The organism is Lepagella muris (assembly GCF_004793975.1).
Classification (GTDB): Bacteria; Bacteroidota; Bacteroidia; order Bacteroidales; family Muribaculaceae; genus Lepagella; species Lepagella muris.
In genome coordinates, this window is record NZ_SRYB01000015.1 from 60,737 (window position 1) to 78,793 (window position 18,057).

The window sequence follows — 18,057 nt, forward strand, 5'->3', positions numbered from 1 at the left end:
TTATGTAATTTTGCGCTCGTTTTCAAGATAATTTAGTAATACTGTCCGGAAATGGTCCGGGCAAAGAAGCGGTTTTTAGATATGATGAATTTGAAAAAGCAGTTGCGCAGGTTGGTTATACCTATCTTTGTGGAACTTGCGTTGGTGATGATGCTCGGAGCCACCGACACTATCATGCTTAGCCGTCATTCCGATAATGCGGTTGCGGCTGTGGGATTCGACAATCAGATCATCTCCCTTGTGTTTCTTGTCTACCAGTTTATGTCGATGGGGGCAGGTATACTATGCTCGCAATATTTCGGAGCGGGTTTGCGTAAACGGCTCGTGCAGGTAGTTGGTATCGCATTGATGCTGAATTTCGTGATGGGTGCGGCAGTCAGCTCGTTGCTCTATTTCTATGCTCCGTCGATACTTACGGCGATGGATCTCAACGAGGATCTTATGGCAGATGCATTGATATATCTTCAGATCACGGGTTCGCTGTCATTCGTGCAGGCATTGGCATTCACCTTCTCCGCCTCTCTAAGAAGCGTCGATAAGGTGATGTATCCGATGATAGTCACGGCTTTGGTCAACGTGCTTAACATCTTTGGCAACTACGTGCTGATTTTCGGACGGTTCGGATGTCCGGCACTTGGTGTGGAGGGTGCAGCCATAAGCACTGCGATATGCCGCACAGTCGGTTTGCTTGCCCTCACATATTTCCATTTCAACAAGCATATCCCACGTTTCCCATTGGAATATTTCCGTCCGTTTCCTTGGCGGGAGCTTAAGAATCTTGTGCATATAGGCATCCCTGCCATGAGTGAGGAATTGTCTTACTGTATGTCGCAGATTGTGATCACGCTGTTCATAAACCAGCTCGGCACCGAAGCCCTTGCCACGCGCACATATTGCTGGAACATCCTCATGTTTGCGATACTGTTCTGCTGCTCCGTGACGCAGGGTGGCGACATACTTGTGGGGCATCTTGTCGGAGCCGGGAAACATAGGGTGGCGTATGCCTTAGGCAATTATTTCTACAAGTGGTCGATGCGTATAACCCTCTCACTTGCCGTGGTGTTGGCATCTTGCAGCACCCTGATATTAGGTGCGCTTACCGACAATCAGGAGATAGTGCGTGCCGGCATGTGGATATTCATAATCGACTGTTTCCTTGAGTTCGGGAGGGTCACTAATATCTTTGCGTGCGGCACGTTGCGTGCGGCGGGAGATGCCGTGTTCCCCGTCATAGTCGGAGTGATCGTACAGTGGTCGGTAGCCGTAGGTATGGCGTATGTCCTTGGTATTCATTTAGGCTTCGGCATCATAGGAATATGGCTTGCCTTCTGTATGGACGAGAATCTTCGTGGCGTCATCCTGATACGCCGTTGGCACCGCCGCAAATGGCAGACCAAGAGTTTTGTCGGCAGAGGAGAGACACTGGAGGAGCCGGCACCCGTCGTGGCAGTCTGACGAATGTGCCATCGGGATTAAGCCGAAGGTAATAATCGCAAAAAGAACCGACCTCGCGGCAATGCTGTAAAGGCATTGTAGCGAGGTCGGTTTCTTATAGGGGGTGTGATGGAGTCTTAGAAATCAGCACCGATGGTCAGCATGAATACTCCAAAATTCTTCTTTTCTATAGTCTTGGGTTCTTGTCCGTTGGAGTAAGTCTCTATAATCTTGGCTCGCATGGAAGTGTTGTAGGCAATGCCCAGGTTGAAACCTGCTGCACGTCCGAATCTGACGCCTATCGACGGCACGAAGTAGACACCGTTGATATGTGCTTTCTCATAATTTTTCGTGCCTTCCCACAATAATTCAGAATCTTCAAAATCTATGCCCGCCTGATATCCTATCTTGATGTCGGCATACGGGGTTATGGTAGCCTCCGGTTTTAGGGTCCATCTCACGTCAGCATAGAATGGGAAATAGATGGAATTTATATTATGCTCAGTATATGCATATTGATAATCCGGACCGTTATAACCATCTTTGTGATAAATGACGGGTGCGTAGGCTCCGAATCCTATGCCGGCGAATAAGTTTGGAAGCACCTGATAACCTTCGGTGATGTTCATGCCGAAACTGAACGTCGGTTTTATATTCTTGGCATAATAACCAGAATCATCAGAATACTCGCCTGAAAAACTGCCCGATGGAAATCCGGCGTACAGGTCGATAAAAGTATGGAATCCGTCCATGAAATCCTGGGCTTTCAGAGAGAATGAGGATACCGCCAGCAGTATTGTAATTAATATCTTGTTCATTGTCATATTTGCATAAAATTAAGTTGGCAATTTTAATATGAATAAATTCCGGACGATTGATTTTATTTTGTCCAGTCGGAGAAATACCACTTGCCGTCGTTATTGTTCAACCATAACTCCGTGTCAATATCTAAGAGGATATATCCAGTGGCATTAAATTGGATACCATCTTTAATATAGTTGCTCTCAGCCTTAACCATGAGCATGTCGGTGGCTTCCATATCAATATTGCTGATAAGTTCTTTATTGATATTGATGGTGAAAGAGAGATCATTGCTTGTTGGGGTGAATCTTTCACCGGTGGGGAGTATGAACACGACGTTATCTTTCTCCTCGTCGCAAGCCGGATGATATGTCACTTTGATGCTGTTATCACCGCCTGTCCACAAGGCAAATTGGTATCTGAGATCTATATCCTTGCGATAGGGAGAATTATCACCTGTAGATGGCATCAGATAATACGTTATAGGTATTGTCACCATGGGATCCCTATATATTATCTCATTGAGGTTTGCAGACGAGGCATTATCAATATCGCCTACGGATGTATTCACCACTTCGAAATTGACTGTTGGCTGTAGCTGCATGGGCATACCGGAAGTCCAGCTATGCAGATACCATTTATCAAGGGATGGATAATAAATAAAATCAGATAGCACATCAATGAATATATAACCGATATTCTCGAAAAGCTCCCCATTCTTTGTGTATGAACTTTTTGCAGTTACTAATAATTCATCGTTGCTTTGATGTCCATTATCAATGAGATTCTGCATCACATTCAAATTAAGTGTCCATTCGAAAGAAGGATTCTGTCGAGTGGCGGTGTATATCTTGCCGTCAGGCATTATGAATTCCGCACTCTCTTCCTCTGGAGAATTAGGATAGAACGTGAAAGTGAGGGTATTATTTCCTCCAGCCAATATGGCGTTGGTGTAATATTGGGGTTGGCTGAAAGTTTCAATAGATTCGTAAGATGAATCATAATCAGGGTGATAATATTCAAATTCAACAGTCTTAGAGTTGTTATTAAATACCTTTTCATATACAAGATTGGTAAAGACAGATATTGCCTCGCCATTCTCGATATTTTTATTGGAGACCGTGAAATTTACGTTATCGGTTCTGTGGCCCGGAAATATGAATGTCTTATCTTCAGAGCATCCTGACAGAATAAAGATTGAGAGGAATAATATGTTGATATAAGATAATTTCATAATTATAGAATTTCAATAATTAATAATCAAATGAGATATTAAACATCAGCACGCCGGAATAAGACTTACCGAAATCCATGCGTTCATCATTGTTAATTATGGATCCGTCCTGACCTAACTGATTGTAATGATATATCCCATATAATTTTTTTGGTTGTCTTATATTGTATGATAAGCCGAAGTTAATACCGGCTTTTTTCCCTAATGATGTACGGAATCCTATTGATGGCTGGAAGAGAAACGCACCTACATCGTCTGTGTATAGTTCCAATTCGTTATTTGAATCGTATACTGACATGAAGTAATCTTCTCCCTCACAACCTCCAAATAGAAATTGATATCCTATTTTCAGACCGATGTATGGAGTGGTCTTGGCTGCAATGTCAAGGTCATATCTTAAATCAAGAAAGAGGGGGAGCGATTCGTATAGGTAATCAGAATATGTTTGTACATAGTTTGAGTAATTGCTATTGGAAGAGGGATTATAGACTCTTTCCTTGTATTTTGCCATCTGAGCCATAAATCCTAAACCGAGACCGGTATAAAAATTCCGGTTTATCTGGTATCCGAACGAGAATAAAATACCAGCATTAAGGAAGGTGCGTAGATCTTCTACACTCATATTTCCGGCATGTATGTTGACGTTGCCGCCGAATCCGAAACCACCGTTCAGTTCGAAGAAGCCTCTGAATCCGCTTGGATTTCCTGCCCATCCGTTTCCAAGTTTCACGATCATACCGGGCTTGTATTTCCGCTCAATAGGCTTATATCCTACATATATCACCCTGATTTTCTTTATCTTCTCGGGCACTTCAATACGGAATGTGCCGTCGATATCGGAGTAGGCTGTCTCGGAACGCCCTACTATCTCAATACGGGCACCAGGCAATGGCTCGTTCTTATTGTCGACGATGGTGCCGCTGACAATCTCCTGGGCAGCTATGTCTGCCAGTGAGAGTATGCACAAGCATAGAGTCAAAAATAAATGTCTCATAAGGTCAGTGTTTTAGATAAATGTTCTGAATTAATTAAGATATAAATCAATAATTTAATTTTCGCAAGTTTTCCAACTTGCTTCACTTAAATGGTTTAATGTTTATGGTTTATGATCATTAAATTTTGTATAATGAAAAGATTCGTGGATTTTCGTGAATCTTAAACCTTAAACTATAAACTATAAACCACTGAAGTGCAGCTTGCGAAACTTCAGTCAATAAAAATTCGATTAAGTTTAAATGGCTTAGTGAAAATTTATTGGTCAGTGTTAAAATATGTGCAAATATAATAAAATATAGATTAATGCGCAAATCCGGGGAATTAAGATCTTCCTCTTAGGGTGATAGTGGCTTATCCGGCGATGGGTCGATTCCGGGGACTATCCTGTAAATTATTTTTACCTGTGTGTGTATGATTTTTTGACATAGTATGCGAGGTGAGGTTTGTAATCTATTGATATGGTTATGTTTATGTTTTTGGCACGCGGTTTGGATATTGTTAGGTGTAGAATGATTAAAAATTATGAAAAAATTTGTAATAGCATTATCAATCGCATTGGCAGCTGCTTCGGCGTCAGGTCGGAATCCATGGACAATGGAGGAGTGTATGGCGTATGCCGCTGAGCATTCTGCCGATGTTGAACAGGCGCGCTGGGATCTGGCATCTGCCTCGGCGGATAAGGATGAGGCGTTGGCAGCTTTTTTCCCGTCAGTGTCGGCACAAGTGGGCGGACAGTTCAACTGGGGTCGAAATATTGATCCGGAAACCAATACCTATAACAACGTGACCACCTTCAACAATGGTTATGGCGTGTATGCCTCGCTGACCCTGTTTGACGGCGGACAGACCTTCAACCGCTATAAACAGGCGAGGGTGGAGCGTAAGCGCAGTTCAAGTTCTGTGGATATGCAGCGTGATGACCGTGCGATAGCCACGATGATGGCATACGTGGATGCGGTTTATTACAGAGGGTCGGTGAAAATAGCCGAGGATAAACTTGCTCAGAGCAAGGGGGTGCTGACGCTGACCCAACGCCAGGAGGAGTTGGGGATAAAGGGTCTCCCCGATGTGGCGGAGGCTAAGGCCACGGTTGCCGGAGATGAATACAACTTAGTGAATCAGCAGAATCTCTATACGCAGGCTATGCTCAAACTGCGTTCCCACATGAATCTCCCGTATGAGGAGCAGCTTGAGCTTGATAGTGTGGCAATATCCGATATCAATGCCTTGGCAGGTGGTGATGATGCGGAGGTGGTCTACACGATGTCGTTGATGTCGAATCCTGTGGCACGTGAGGCAGAGTTGGGCGTGAAGGCGAGCGAGTATGCATATAAGGCGTCGAAGGGTTTGCTATTCCCGACTATCGGAATCAACGCAGGCATCTCAACCTCATATTACAAGACAATCACCGGCGGTTCCGCCGCCCCAAACTTCGGGGAGCAGTTCCGCAACAACAGGGGTGAATACGTGTCGGCTACAATCTCAATACCGCTATTCTCAAATTTGGGAAGAATCTCGTCGGTCAGACGTGCGCGATATGCGAAGAATAAGGCTGTGTCGCGTCGCGACGAGCAGCTTCGCAAACTGCACGACGATGTGATCTCTGCCGTGACTGATCGCGACGGATATGCAATGGAGGTTATGTCGCTTAATACTAAGGTGGAGGCAGATCGCGAGGCATACGAGCTGAACAGCCGGAAATATGAGGAGGGGTTGATCACGCTAATCGACCGTCAGCTCTCCGCCAACACCTACTTCTCCTCGCGTCTGTCGCTACTGCAGAAGCAGATGCTTTATATATTGAAAAATAAATTGGTAGATTATTATAAGGGAAACTGTCTATGGATGTAAAGATAGAGAAAAAGAAGGGATTGCGTGGAATAAAACCGAGATATTGGGTCTACGGCAGTATTGCTGCTGCAGTGTTGGGAGCCTTCGTGTGGATAGCCACGAGCGATATGGCGTCTACCTATAAGGTGGATAAGGTAGGTCTCAACATAGCCGATGTCAAGAAAGGGCAGTTTGACGATTTTGTGCGCGTGGATGGCAGGGTGCTTCCGATACGCACGGTGCAGATAAGTCCGGAGGAGGGTGGCATCGTCCGTGAGATAGTGGCAGAGGAGGGCACGAGAGTAAAGAAGGGTGACGTTATCGTGCGTCTCAGCAACAGCAATCTCGACCTTCAGATCCTAAATGCTGAGGCAGAGCTTGCGGAGAAACAGAACATTCTGCGCAACACGCAGATAAGTATGGAGCAGGATCGCCTTAACAACCGCAATGAGCAGGCGCAGCTTGATCTGGAGGTGACGCGCAAGCGTCGTGCCCATGAGCAGCAGAAGCGTCTCTATGATGAGAAGCTGACTCCACGCGAGGATTATCTTCAGAGCAAGGAGGATTATGAGCTTGCCGTGCGCCGTCAGTCGCTCGTCAACCAGCGTCTTGACAAGGACAGCATTTTCCGTCTGTCGCAGGTGGATCAGATGGAGGAGAATCTTGCCAACATGCAGCGCAACGTGGTGCTTATACGCGAACGCAAGGAGCATCTCAACATAGTGAGCGATATTGACGGTGAGTTGGGTCTGCTTGACGTTGAGCTTGGTCAGAATATCACGGCAGGTCAGAAGATCGGTCAGATCAATGACCTCAGCGATTATAAGGTGGAGGCGCAGATAGATGAGCATTACATCGACAGGGTGCGTGCCGGACTTGACGCCACCTTCGAACGTGGCGGACAACGCTACGACATGCGCGTAAGAAAGGTATATCCGGAGGTGCGCGAAGGTAAATTCCGGGTGGAGTTCCTATTCACTGATGCCCATCCCGACAATATACGCAGCGGACAGACCTACTACATGAATCTACAGTTGGGACAATCGACAGATGCCGTGCTCATTCCGAAAGGTACGTTCTATTCCACCACGGGAGGGAAATGGATATTCGTGGTAGACAAGGACGGCAAGAATGCCTATCGCCGCAACATCCGTCTTGGGCGTCAGAATCCGCAGTATTACGAAGTGCTCGAGGGTCTTGAGCCGGGAGAGAGAGTAATAGTCAATGGCTATGAGGCGTACGGCGACTCCAAGAAGCTAAAAATAAATTGAGGATCCGATTCAGCTCAGCCCCCCAGCTCCCTAAAGGGGGAGCAAAAAATGTGTTGGCTGGAGTTGAGTGCCCGAGCCCATGGGCGAGGGGACTGTCCGCCAAAATCACATCAACCATCAACCATCAACTATCAACTATCAACTATATACAATGAGATCTTATTTCAAATTTCTAAGAAAAAACAAGGCATATACGCTCATCGATGTGCTGGGACTGGCACTCAGTGTCATGTTCATCATATTGATAGGAGCCTATACCTGGCAGGAGACGCATCTTGACAGTCAGCACAGCAAGATCGACAGGATGTACGTCATCGGATTAGACATGGAAGGTTCTACCACTACCGGTTCGCATTGGCGAATGATCCGCAAATTGATGGATCAGTTCCCGGAGATAGAGAACGGCACGGCATTAGCTACCAATCACCGTTGGCTTAAGACCGTGGATGGCGAGAATGTGCCGACCAACGTGGTATTCGTTGATTCCACCTTCTACGATATGTTTGATTTCCAGCTTATCCGCGGCGACAGAAAGAAAGTGCTGGCAAATCCTAATTCCATCGTCGTCACGGAGGATTATGCCCGCCGTATATGGAAAGATGAGGATCCGATAGGGAAGACTATCATATATAACAGTCAAGAGGATCCTCTGATCGTGTCGGGTATAATGGCACCGATGGAGAACACCTCAATCTTCTCTCCGGATGATAAGCCGGTCGATGCGCTGATACCGTTTGAGATGACTAAGTATTGGAACTACTCAGTGTATGCCGACGAGATGAACAATGCCACGGGTGCGGAAATAGTGCTTCTTGCCAAGGATGGCACTGACCTTTCCGAGAATGAGCAGCGATATAATGATTTTGCGAAGGAATTCTATTGGATACTCAAGATGCCTGGCGTGGAATGTCGTATGAAGCTCATCCCTTTTAAGGATCATTATTTCTCCGGATATGCAAGCAGTACGGGAGCATTGGGACGCGGCGATGTGAAGCTTGTCAAGATTCTGTTTGCCACAGGTCTTGCGATCCTCCTTTTCGCGCTGATGAATTATATCAATCTCACGGTGGCTCTTTCGGGCTACCGGGCTAAGGAGATGGCAACGCGCCGTCTGTTGGGCGACAGTCGCGCCGGAATCATGATGAAGCTGATGGGGGAGAGCACCCTGCTTTGCTTCGTATCGTTCCTGATAGGGGCGGCTCTGGCATGGCTGGCATGGCCGTATGCCGAAAACCTGCTTGACCGTAAGATTGATATCCACTATTGTGTGACGCCTGTGACGATGGCAATTCTCATCTGTATAATCCTGCTGATGGGAGTGTTGGCAGGTATAGTGCCGTCGTTGCTCATATCCTCGTCAAAGCCGATCGACGTGGTTCGCGGCACGTTCCGGCGCCAGACGAAGATGGTCTTCAGCAAGGTGTTTATCGTGGTGCAGAACATGGTGACCATCACAATGATAGCTGTGGCTGTTACGATGTATCTTCAGATAAACCATCTTATCAATGCTCCGTTGGGATATAATACAGAGGGTATAATGTATATTGAGAATGGAGGGATAAAGGATAAGACGAAGGTATTCATGCAGAGAGTGGAGCAGCTTCCCGGAGTCGAGATGGTGAGCGCGTCATGCGGTCATCCTCTTCAGGGTGGCAACAACAACACCATGTCGTGGAATGACCGCACGATCTCCTTCCAGTCGTTTATAGCGGATGAGAATTTCATGAAAATATTCGGGCTTGGTCTTGAGCGCGACAATAAGACTACAGATCCTGTGAAGACGTATCTCAACCGTCAGGCGATAAATGAACTCGGGCTTAAGGAGGATGCGGAGTCATACCAATATTATGAGAATGTGGAGCCGATAGCCGGTATAATCAAGGATTTCCATATCCGCACGATTCTTGACGACCAGCATCCCCTCCGGATAAGTATCACGGATGTGGATAATTTCTATCCGTGGGGATTCCTGATAAAAGTGAAGGGGGATCAGATGACCACATACGAAGAGGTCAATAAGATTTTCAAGGAGATATATGAATGGGATAATGAAGACACCATGCCGTATCTCACCCAGCAGATAGAGGAGCGTTTCCGCTCTCAGAGCAATCTTGCCAAGATTGTGGCGATATTTGCCGGAATCGCAGTGATCATCTCCCTCCTCGGACTCGTGGCGATGAGCACCTACTTCGTGCAGCAACGACGTCGGGAGATTGCGGTGAAGAAGGTGTTCGGATGCGAGACGAGTGAGATGCTTCGCAAACTGGTGCTGTCGTTTCTGATGTATGTGGTGATTGCCTTCGTGATAGCCATACCCATCATATATCTGATAATGAACGACTGGCTCTCCGGTTTCAGCTACCGGATATCGGTCTACTGGTGGATATACCTTGTGTCGGGCTTGGCGTGCATGGTCATAAGCGTCATAAGCGTCTATTTCCAGAGCCGCAAGGCAGCATCAGAGAATCCGATAAAGGCATTATATCAGAATTAATCAATAAAAACCAAAAACAATTATGATAAAGATAGAGAATGTAAGTAAGTCATTCCGCACGGAAGAGGTGGAGACATTCGCACTCAGAGGGGTGTCGCTCGATGTTAACAAAGGTGAGTTCGTTGCCATCATGGGTCCTTCGGGATGTGGCAAATCCACGTTGCTCAATATCCTCGGATTGCTCGATAATCCGTCGGATGGGAAATATATCCTTGACGGAACCGACGTAAGCTCCCTTAAAGAGAAGCAGCGCACCGGACTGCGTAAGGGTAAGATCGGTTTTGTCTTCCAGAATTTCAATCTTATAGATGAACTCACGGTGGAGGAGAACGTGGAATTACCGCTGCGCTATCTCAATGTGAGTGCTTCGGAGAGGAAGACAAGGGTGAAAGAGGTGCTTGAGCGCATGGGTATCTCCCACCGTGCGAAGCATTTCCCACAGCAGTTGTCGGGCGGTCAGCAGCAGCGTGCCGCCATAGCACGTGCCGTCATAGCGCGTCCCGAACTGATACTTGCCGACGAGCCTACGGGTAATCTCGATTCAAAGAACGGTCAGGAAGTGATGGATCTGCTGACGGAACTTAACCGCGAGGGCACCACGATAGTGATGGTGACTCACTCTCGCCACGATGCGGCATATACAAACCGTGTCATCAATCTCTTCGACGGTAAGATCGTGGATAATATGGATCTCTGATTGGAGTGGTGTTGCATATTGCTTGGAAAAGTTATAACTTTGCAAAAGTAACTTAGTATCGTTTTAATATGATCGGTTACTTAAAAAGCGATGGAAATGAAGACACTACTTGTAGTAGACGACAATCAGGATATATTGGAGGCGGTAAGGCTTCTGATGAGAAAAAGCGTGGATGAGGTTGTCACCTCGTCCACGCCCGATTCTATCCCCATGCTACTGAGGAAGCATAAGCCGCAGGTGGTGCTTCTCGATATGAACTTCCGTGCTGTGGTAAATACAGGCAATGAGGGCCTGTTCTGGCTTCAGGAGATACGGAGGCTAAGCCCCCAGACCTCTGTGGTGCTGTTCACGGCATACGCCGATGTGAAATTGGCTGTGGAGGGGATGAAACTCGGGGCGGTGGATTTCGTGGTCAAGCCATTTGAGAACAGCGTGCTGATGGAGGTGCTGAAAAGGGCATTCGGTGATAAGGGTATGCCGGGAAGTAAGGCTGCTTCCCACATGCTATGGGGATCATCGGAGTCTATGGTTTCGCTCCGTAAGATTGTGGATAGGGTGGCGGCTACTGACGCCAATATACTGATAACCGGGGAGAACGGTACCGGTAAGGATCTCCTGGCAAGGGAGATTCACAGATTATCCCTCCGTTGCCGGGGTCCGATTGAGACGGTCGACATGGGGGCGGTGGTGGAGTCGCTGTTTGAGAGCGAACTGTATGGGCACGTGAAGGGTGCCTTCACGGATGCGCGTGCCGACCGCGCAGGCAAGTTTGAGACAGCCCATGGCGGCACCCTGTTTCTCGATGAGATAGGGAATATACCATATCATCTTCAGGCGAAACTACTGACCGCGTTGCAGCAGCGTATGGTGGTCAGGGTGGGTAGCAACACGCCGCGTCCGATCGACATCCGACTGATATGCGCCACAAACCGCGATCTTCCGCAGATGGTGGCGGAGGGGAAGTTCCGTCAGGATCTGTATTATCGCATAAATACCATCCACATCGAACTCCCCTCATTGCGAGACCGAAGCGATGATATCCCGGAATTTGTGGATCTCTTTCTGCATAAATATGCCAAGGTCTACGGTAAGGATGTGCCGATGGTCTCCGACGATGCCATGCGTAGGTTGAAATCGCGCCAATGGCCGGGCAACATACGCCAGCTTGAGCACGTTGTGGAGAAGGCTCTGATCATGTGCGACGGCGACATGCTAAGAGCCGAGGATTTTGAGTTGTTTGATGAGCCTGCGTCGGCATTAGCTGCAGCGGGCGGCACCCTCGAGGATATCGAGCGACGCACGATAGTGGCATCGATACATCAGCACAACGGTAATCTTGCGGAGGTGGCGCGACAACTTGGAATCACGCGCCAGACGCTATACAATAAGATAAAGAAATACGGTCTGTAAGCCCTATGAGGAGATGGCGCGGAAGAAGATAACCGATATATTGCATGACACATGGCATTCCCCCTTGTTGTGGTCGGGTCTGTCTATATTGTCGACTGTCGCGGCGTGCATATTGTATTCCTCCTCGGAGACGTGGTGGGGGATCGGATGCTTTCTGTGCGCATTGTTCTGTGGGGAGAGGGTGGTCAGCGGCATATATCGTATGCGGAGGAATGTGGAATACCTTATCTCGGCAGCCATGAACGGGGATTTCTCCTATAAATTCCCGTTGAGAGGGGTGCCGGAATATCAGCGCAATATCAACGTCATGCTCAACAGTCTTGTCAGCCATATCGAGAAATTGAGCGAGGAGGCACGTCAGAGGGAGCGATTCCTTAATAACGTGATCAATAGGGTTGAGGTAGGGATCATAGTGGCTAACAGCGACGGGCATGTGATGTATGTCAACAACGCCGCCTTGAAGATGCTCTCCGTGCCGGTGCTGAAGGATATACGTCAGTTGCCGGCAGAATTGCCCGATATTGTCATGAAGAGATCAAACGCCCGTCTCGGCAATGATGATATTGAGGTGCTTACGTTGAGCGACATGCGGAGAGACCTGCAATTGGCGGAGGTGGAGTCGCTTGAAAAACTGATCCGTGTGCTCACGCATGAGATAATGAACTCACTCACCCCCGTATGCTCGATAGCGGAATCGCTGAGTGCCGGAATTTCGGATGAAAGGCTTACCGAAGAGTCTGACAGAGAGGAGATAAGCCACCAGATGGAGGTGATATGCTCAAGTAGCCGTTCGCTGATGTCGTTTGTGAAGAACTTCCGTCAATTCACTATACTCCCCGAACCGCAGATGAGGGTATTCTATGTCAAGCCATTCTTGGAAAGGATAGTGTCTCTGGTAAGGGGGTTGCCGAATGTCGGCGAAGTAGACGTGAGACTGACCATCTTCCCACCGGATGCCATGGCATATACCGACAGCGACTTGCTCGGACAGGTGATTCTCAATATACTGAAGAATGCAATAGAGGCAGGCGCAGGGATAGTGACAGTAGAGGCAGAGATCAGGGAAGATGAATCCATTGAGATAAAGCTCACCAACGACGGCACCCCCGTGCCCGAACACATAGCCTCCCAGATCTTCACCCCCTTCTTCACGACCAAACCCACGGGTAGCGGTATAGGCCTAAGCCTCTCCCGACGCATCATCACGCGCCTCGACGGCACTCTGACCCTCACGACAAAGCCCCACACCCGCTTCACGATAATCCTATAGGATGGTGAAACTTCAGGTATGGGGTTGTCTGATGTCGCTTTCGTTGTAATTTAGACCTCTAAAGATTCTTCAATGCTTTCAAAGAGAGCCAGGTCCCTGTTCCCACAATCATTAGCCCTCCCAAGAGAATAACCCACATGTAGATGCTGTGTAGCCATTTTATCTGATAAAGACCGGGTATTTTCATAGTGTGCAGGAAGCGATAGCATACGTAGTGAGCCTTAGCCTTTCTGTCAAGGATTCGGAAATAGCCTTTCTCGTTCCAATATACGGAGAAATGATCTGTCCGGGCACGCCATCCTGGGATCCCTCCCCGATGATAGAAGAAATCTTCCTCAATCTTTCTGACGGATATTACTTTCTCTCCTGTCTGATGCTCAATGATGGGGGTCATGAATGCGGGTGAAAAATCAATTGGACTTGCTGACGCTGCGATGGTGGAGGTTTTCTTTCCTGATGTGACGCTCCACATCAATTGGGGGTCTGTCATCAATGACGCGCTTCCGAATGATTGTGGAATCGTCGAGAGGTCTATCCGGGATTTGGCGACAGACATCACAGGAGAATTGGCAAGTTCCTTTGACTTCATGATCCAATCCGGAATCTGTGCGAGCGACATCATGCCGCTGAATATGAAGGCAAGCATAAATAATCCGAAAACAAGTCCCCAAGAATAATGCCACTGCCATGATCTCTTTTTGAAAAGATGCCATTTATGCTTTTTTAAGAGGAAGCGTATGGCAATTATGATGCCAAAGATCACAGAAACAGTTGAAAGCCCCGACATCCAGATTACGATGGTTCTCCATAGTTTTGCATCTCTACGTATAGGAGTGATGTAGACGTAGTGAGGAAGAGCCCCGACCCATGCCCATCGTCTTTCAGAGAGGGTGCATTGTTGAACTATCTCTCCCGTTTTTGATGAGACGTAGATGTAGGAACTGTCGTCGCCGATTATCCTGTAGAATGGCAGCTTTGTCATTAGTTGATTGAAAGGAGTCCATTTGTCCACATCGTGGAGAGTGTCGATTTTTTCAATTTTTGTTCCGAATGATGCAGCTATCCGGTCAAGATCCATGCGGGTAGGGGAGAATGCCCCGTAAGTCTCTCCGTTGGCGTGGATGAGCATGTGTCTGGCGGAATGTGTTATCCGGCAGGAGCGCAGCGTGTCGGGGAGATTAAACCAAAGAGTTGAGAGAATTGCGCTGTCAGTCTTTTCAACAGGGATTTCAGAAGGAGAGATCCGAGGAAAAGAATGATACATCATGACTATGCCTGAGCAATACCACATCAAGAACATCAATGCCAATGGTAATCCAAACCATTTATGGCATTTATACATGAATGAGAAAACTTTCTTCATAGGAAAAATCAGTGATAAGATTATGTAGTAGAGGGGATGCTTTTTAAGGCATCCCCTCTGTTTGTCAGAACGAATAAGTCACGCTGAGTTTGTAATTGATATCCTGTCCGGGTATCATCTGTGTGCCCAGATTGGATACGTTGTAATGACGGTTGAACAAGTTATTGACAGTTGCCATGAATCCCACTCCATTCTTGAGTTTATATCTTAGCGACAAGTCGCACAAGAGATATGGATCAAGAGATATATTGTTTGTCAGGTTGGTGTAGACACGGTCTTGATAAGTGAGCGATACAGAGGCTCCAAAACGTTTTAACGCTCCAGAGGAAGTTTCATAGTCTCCGGTAACGAAGAACTGGTTTTTGGGAATATAAGTGTATCTGTTTCCTCTGTCGGCATTGACCTCTACGTATGAGTTCTTGGCAATCTTCCCTACGCGAGGGTCGGTATATGCATATCCGGCTCCTAAGAGGAAATCGCCTATGGCATACGAAAGATCAATGTCGAAGCCTTGGGAGTGCATTCTGCCGACCTGTCCGCGCACCTGCTTCGTCACACCGTCTTCCTCAACATTCCCGAGTGATGTAACCACATTATCCTTATGGATATAGAAGTATGATCCGTTGAGCGTCAGACCTTTCCAATCGTATTTTATCCCGATTTCAAATTGCCATCCCTTTTCAGGGGCAAACACCTCGCCACCATCTTCGGGATGATAGCGTTGACCGTTTTTGTCAAGATAGATGTAATTGTCTGTGTAGACGGTGTTGTTGGGTTTGAAAAAGGATCCCATTGAAGCAAACAGAGATAGAGCCTCAGTTGGCTCATAGACGGCACCAACCCTGTAGGAGAGGGCATTGTTGACAATTGATTTATAGGCATCCGAAGCTGGTTTTTCATAATTACGATCTCCATCTTTCAGCTGTACGGTTGTGGAACGATATTTGTAGTAGTCGTATCTTCCGGCAAGCATGAACTTGAATTGACGGCAAACATCAACTACGTCTGATATGTACACACCTTGCGACATACGATCGGATATGCTTACGCGTCCGCTCTGCGCCCAGTATGATCCGCCGGAATAGGGATCGTAGGTAGGGAACGTGTATGATTTTCCCGGTCCAAAGAATTTCGATCCTCCGAAAGAGGGACGGTGAAGATAGTTGACTGACCATCCTGCCACATAGTTGTTTTTCACTTTTCCAATGTTGAATTTACCGGAGAGCTCAAGCTGGTTGTGATATGAATAAGCCTTATGGTTGAAAGCAAGAGGATAACTGTTGGTCAGTTCATCAAGATTGATATACACCTTCTTACCCTTGTTTTCGTAGTAATACGGATAGACAGGCTCCTCACTCGTCACGTAAGACAGCTCTTCGGTTGAGAGATAATCGATGTTGTCAAAACGGAACATCGCGATGTCTCTGAGTTTGAAAGCTTCATTGAAGATATGCTCATAGCGGAGTTCTACATCCTGGGTTCTGTTGCGAAGATAGTCGGAATTGTTGTTGTATCTTGCTTTACGGGGAAGGTCGGGAAGGCTGGAGAACGCCGGCAGATACAGAGAGCCGTCGGACGCGTTGAGAATATCATGACTCATCAACGGTGGCAGACCGGTGTCAGTGCCGTATTTGTCGTTAGAGAAATCGTATATGAGCTGAAGATAGTCTTTGTCGGTGAACCATCCGGATATTGTGGCGTATGCCGTGAAGCGGCGTTCGAAATTGTCGCGCCAACCATCGCTGTTGCCTACGTTGACAGATGCATAGTAATTGAACGGACCAATGAGTTTACCCGACATCCCGGCGAAAGCTGAGTAGGAATGCCATGAGTCTACGCTTAGTTTTGTTCTGAAATGAGTCTCATGAGTAGGTTGCATGCGAGAGATGTTGATTACGCCTCCGACAATAGATTGCCCGTAGAGCGCAGAGGCTGGACCTCTCAGCAGCTCTATTCTTTCCACATTGGAGAGGTCATGCATAGGCATTGACGTGATGAACGATCTCTGATCGGCGATACCGTCTGTAGCGACGAGCTGGCTTGAGAATCCTCGGATGTAGAATTCCTGAAAGCCGCCATACGTCGTGCGGTTTTTTACTGATGGCAGAAAACGGGTCGCGCTTGAGATATCGTTTATGTCGCGGTTCTCAAGCATTTTTCTGTCCACTTTTGCCATGTTGATTGGCAGATGCTTCTCATCAACATCAAAGGGGAGCATCTTGGTCTGTTTGATCTTGTGCCCTACCACGTGGAAATCAAGCAGGGTCACGATGCTGTCGTTGTCGTCAGGTTCAACCTTGACGAAGTTGTCTGCATACGCTGCAGAACCGATTGCCGAGACAGCACTCATCACTGTGATGGCGACTGTCGTTCTAATAAAATAGGTAATCATGATTTTATTAATATAAACTTCAATAAGTCTTTTATCCTTTCTTAAGAATGGGATAAGACTATCCCGGAAATAATATTAATGCAGAATACGGTCGGTCTCCTGACTTGGCTCCGTCGGGGGGCCTTCCCATGCATGGGCACAGTGGCATATTTCCCTCGCGTTTTGTGTAAGCGTTACAGTAGCGGGTACTGTCCCGGAATCTCACCGGGTTCCCTCTCTCTTCCGAGAGATCACCGTATTCGTGGTCATATCAATTTTGTCTACATGGATTTATTTATTTATTTGGATTTTAGTTTGGTCTTGTACCCGAATCTTCGCCACACCTCCTCCTTCACGTTGCCGAATTGTAGTTCATGACGTGCCATTAGGAAGAAAAGGTCGGAGAGACGGTTGACGTATTGCAGGATCGTGTGGTCCACTGCATCGCATTCATTCAGCCTCCAAAGTCTTCGTTCAGCCTTGCGGGCAAGCACCCTTGCCTGATGCATCATGCAAGCCATTGGTGTGCCTCCGGGGAGAATGAAGGAGTCGGATGGGGTGCATTCGGCGCTTATCGAATCGATTGCCCTCTCGATAGGAGTGACAATATCGTCAAGTTGATTGGGATTGTCACCGCGCATCTCGCTTTTGGTGGCGACAAGGCTCATTACCGACATAAGATTGACCTGTATGCCATACAGCAGCGACTGAAACGGATGCGTCTCAGACAGATATGTGCGGATAGTCCCCACAACTACGTTAAGCTCATCAAGAGTGCCATTAGCCTCTATGCGTATATCGGTCTTAGGCACCCTTATTCTGCCGTGTATGGAGGTGAATCCATTGTCGCCGGTTCGAGTATATATTCTCATAATGCATCTCTTAA

At 47.3% G+C, this 18,057-nt stretch carries 14 protein-coding genes and 1 riboswitch; of the genes, 7 read left to right on the top strand and 7 right to left on the bottom strand.

The window, feature by feature from the left end; genetic code table 11:
• Positions 1–81: 81 nt before the first annotated feature.
• Positions 82–1,455 (top strand): MATE family efflux transporter, encoded by a 1,374-nt coding sequence (locus tag E5331_RS11125; protein WP_123481129.1) that lies wholly within the window; start codon positions 82–84, stop codon positions 1,453–1,455.
• A gap of 116 nt (positions 1,456–1,571) precedes the next feature.
• Here the strand turns inward: E5331_RS11125 and E5331_RS11130 are convergent, their stop codons facing one another.
• The 3 genes from E5331_RS11130 to E5331_RS11140 form a co-directional block, all read right to left on the bottom strand.
• Complete coding sequence (locus E5331_RS11130; RefSeq protein ID WP_135984860.1) at positions 1,572–2,252, bottom strand: hypothetical protein; 681 nt, start codon at positions 2,250–2,252, stop codon at positions 1,572–1,574.
• 62 nt (positions 2,253–2,314) lie between these two features.
• Positions 2,315–3,469: a hypothetical protein gene (locus E5331_RS11135; RefSeq protein WP_123481127.1), complete on the bottom strand. Its 1,155-nt coding sequence runs from the start codon at positions 3,467–3,469 to the stop codon at positions 2,315–2,317.
• Positions 3,470–3,488: 19 nt separating this feature from the next.
• Positions 3,489–4,463, bottom strand: coding sequence for a carboxypeptidase-like regulatory domain-containing protein (locus tag E5331_RS11140; RefSeq protein ID WP_123481126.1), 975 nt, complete (start codon positions 4,461–4,463; stop codon positions 3,489–3,491).
• A 524-nt stretch (positions 4,464–4,987) separates the two neighbouring features.
• Between E5331_RS11140 and E5331_RS11145 the strand changes: the two genes are divergently transcribed.
• The 5 genes from E5331_RS11145 (at position 4,988) to E5331_RS11165 (ending at position 12,167) form a co-directional block, all read left to right on the top strand.
• Positions 4,988–6,316, top strand: a complete 1,329-nt coding sequence (locus E5331_RS11145) for a TolC family protein (RefSeq protein ID WP_123481125.1) — start codon at positions 4,988–4,990, stop codon at positions 6,314–6,316.
• The gene (locus E5331_RS11150; RefSeq protein ID WP_123481124.1) at positions 6,307–7,566 is read left to right on the top strand and encodes an efflux RND transporter periplasmic adaptor subunit; all 1,260 of its coding nucleotides are present in this window, start codon (positions 6,307–6,309) and stop codon (positions 7,564–7,566) included. The genes E5331_RS11145 and E5331_RS11150 overlap by 10 nt, the downstream gene beginning before the upstream one ends.
• 151 nt (positions 7,567–7,717) lie before the next feature.
• A complete protein-coding gene (locus tag E5331_RS11155; protein ID WP_168355212.1) occupies positions 7,718–10,060 on the top strand; it encodes an ABC transporter permease in 2,343 nt (780 codons plus the stop codon).
• Positions 10,061–10,082: 22 nt separating this feature from the next.
• Positions 10,083–10,757 carry an ABC transporter ATP-binding protein gene (locus E5331_RS11160; RefSeq protein ID WP_123481122.1) on the top strand — a complete coding sequence of 225 codons (675 nt, stop codon included), beginning with the start codon at positions 10,083–10,085 and terminating at the stop codon, positions 10,755–10,757.
• A 96-nt stretch (positions 10,758–10,853) separates the two neighbouring features.
• Complete coding sequence (locus tag E5331_RS11165; RefSeq protein WP_275441181.1) at positions 10,854–12,167, top strand: sigma-54-dependent transcriptional regulator; 1,314 nt, start codon at positions 10,854–10,856, stop codon at positions 12,165–12,167.
• 3 nt (positions 12,168–12,170) lie between these two features.
• Here the strand turns inward: E5331_RS11165 and E5331_RS20385 are convergent, their stop codons facing one another.
• Positions 12,171–12,407 carry a hypothetical protein gene (locus tag E5331_RS20385; protein ID WP_168355213.1) on the bottom strand — a complete coding sequence of 79 codons (237 nt, stop codon included), beginning with the start codon at positions 12,405–12,407 and terminating at the stop codon, positions 12,171–12,173.
• Here E5331_RS20385 and E5331_RS11170 point away from each other — a divergent pair.
• Positions 12,382–13,437: a sensor histidine kinase gene (locus E5331_RS11170; protein WP_168355214.1), complete on the top strand. Its 1,056-nt coding sequence runs from the start codon at positions 12,382–12,384 to the stop codon at positions 13,435–13,437. The two genes, E5331_RS20385 and E5331_RS11170, sit on opposite strands and share 26 nt — an antisense overlap.
• 58 nt (positions 13,438–13,495) lie before the next feature.
• On the opposite strand, the gene E5331_RS11175 is transcribed toward E5331_RS11170, so the two are convergent.
• The 3 genes from E5331_RS11175 to E5331_RS11185 form a co-directional block, all read right to left on the bottom strand.
• Complete coding sequence (locus tag E5331_RS11175; protein WP_135984864.1) at positions 13,496–14,800, bottom strand: PepSY domain-containing protein; 1,305 nt, start codon at positions 14,798–14,800, stop codon at positions 13,496–13,498.
• 64 nt (positions 14,801–14,864) lie between these two features.
• Complete coding sequence (locus E5331_RS11180; RefSeq protein WP_135984866.1) at positions 14,865–17,192, bottom strand: TonB-dependent siderophore receptor; 2,328 nt, start codon at positions 17,190–17,192, stop codon at positions 14,865–14,867.
• 72 nt (positions 17,193–17,264) lie between these two features.
• Positions 17,265–17,445: riboswitch (cobalamin riboswitch) on the bottom strand.
• 25 nt (positions 17,446–17,470) lie between these two features.
• Entirely contained in the window at positions 17,471–18,043 is a 573-nt protein-coding gene (locus E5331_RS11185; RefSeq protein ID WP_420813777.1) for a cob(I)yrinic acid a,c-diamide adenosyltransferase, read from the bottom strand.
• Positions 18,044–18,057: the final 14 nt, after the last annotated feature.

Bases quoted from the DNA above. Each gene is read 5' to 3' on its own strand.
- E5331_RS11160 (WP_123481122.1), top strand. From the start codon at position 10,083: ATGATAAAGATAGAGAATGTAAGTAAGTCATTCCGCACGGAAGAGGTG.
- E5331_RS11165 (WP_275441181.1), top strand. From the start codon at position 10,854: ATGAAGACACTACTTGTAGTAGACGACAATCAGGATATATTGGAGGCG.
- E5331_RS20385 (WP_168355213.1), bottom strand. From the start codon at position 12,407: ATGGCTGCCGAGATAAGGTATTCCACATTCCTCCGCATACGATATATG.
- E5331_RS11135 (WP_123481127.1), bottom strand. From the start codon at position 3,469: ATGAAATTATCTTATATCAACATATTATTCCTCTCAATCTTTATTCTG.
- E5331_RS11185 (WP_420813777.1), bottom strand. From the start codon at position 18,043: ATGAGAATATATACTCGAACCGGCGACAATGGATTCACCTCCATACAC.
- E5331_RS11125 (WP_123481129.1), top strand. From the start codon at position 82: ATGATGAATTTGAAAAAGCAGTTGCGCAGGTTGGTTATACCTATCTTT.
- E5331_RS11180 (WP_135984866.1), bottom strand. From the start codon at position 17,192: ATGATTACCTATTTTATTAGAACGACAGTCGCCATCACAGTGATGAGT.
- E5331_RS11130 (WP_135984860.1), bottom strand. From the start codon at position 2,252: ATGAACAAGATATTAATTACAATACTGCTGGCGGTATCCTCATTCTCT.
- E5331_RS11145 (WP_123481125.1), top strand. From the start codon at position 4,988: ATGAAAAAATTTGTAATAGCATTATCAATCGCATTGGCAGCTGCTTCG.
- E5331_RS11140 (WP_123481126.1), bottom strand. From the start codon at position 4,463: ATGAGACATTTATTTTTGACTCTATGCTTGTGCATACTCTCACTGGCA.
- E5331_RS11150 (WP_123481124.1), top strand. From the start codon at position 6,307: ATGGATGTAAAGATAGAGAAAAAGAAGGGATTGCGTGGAATAAAACCG.
- E5331_RS11155 (WP_168355212.1), top strand. From the start codon at position 7,718: ATGAGATCTTATTTCAAATTTCTAAGAAAAAACAAGGCATATACGCTC.
- E5331_RS11175 (WP_135984864.1), bottom strand. From the start codon at position 14,800: ATGAAGAAAGTTTTCTCATTCATGTATAAATGCCATAAATGGTTTGGA.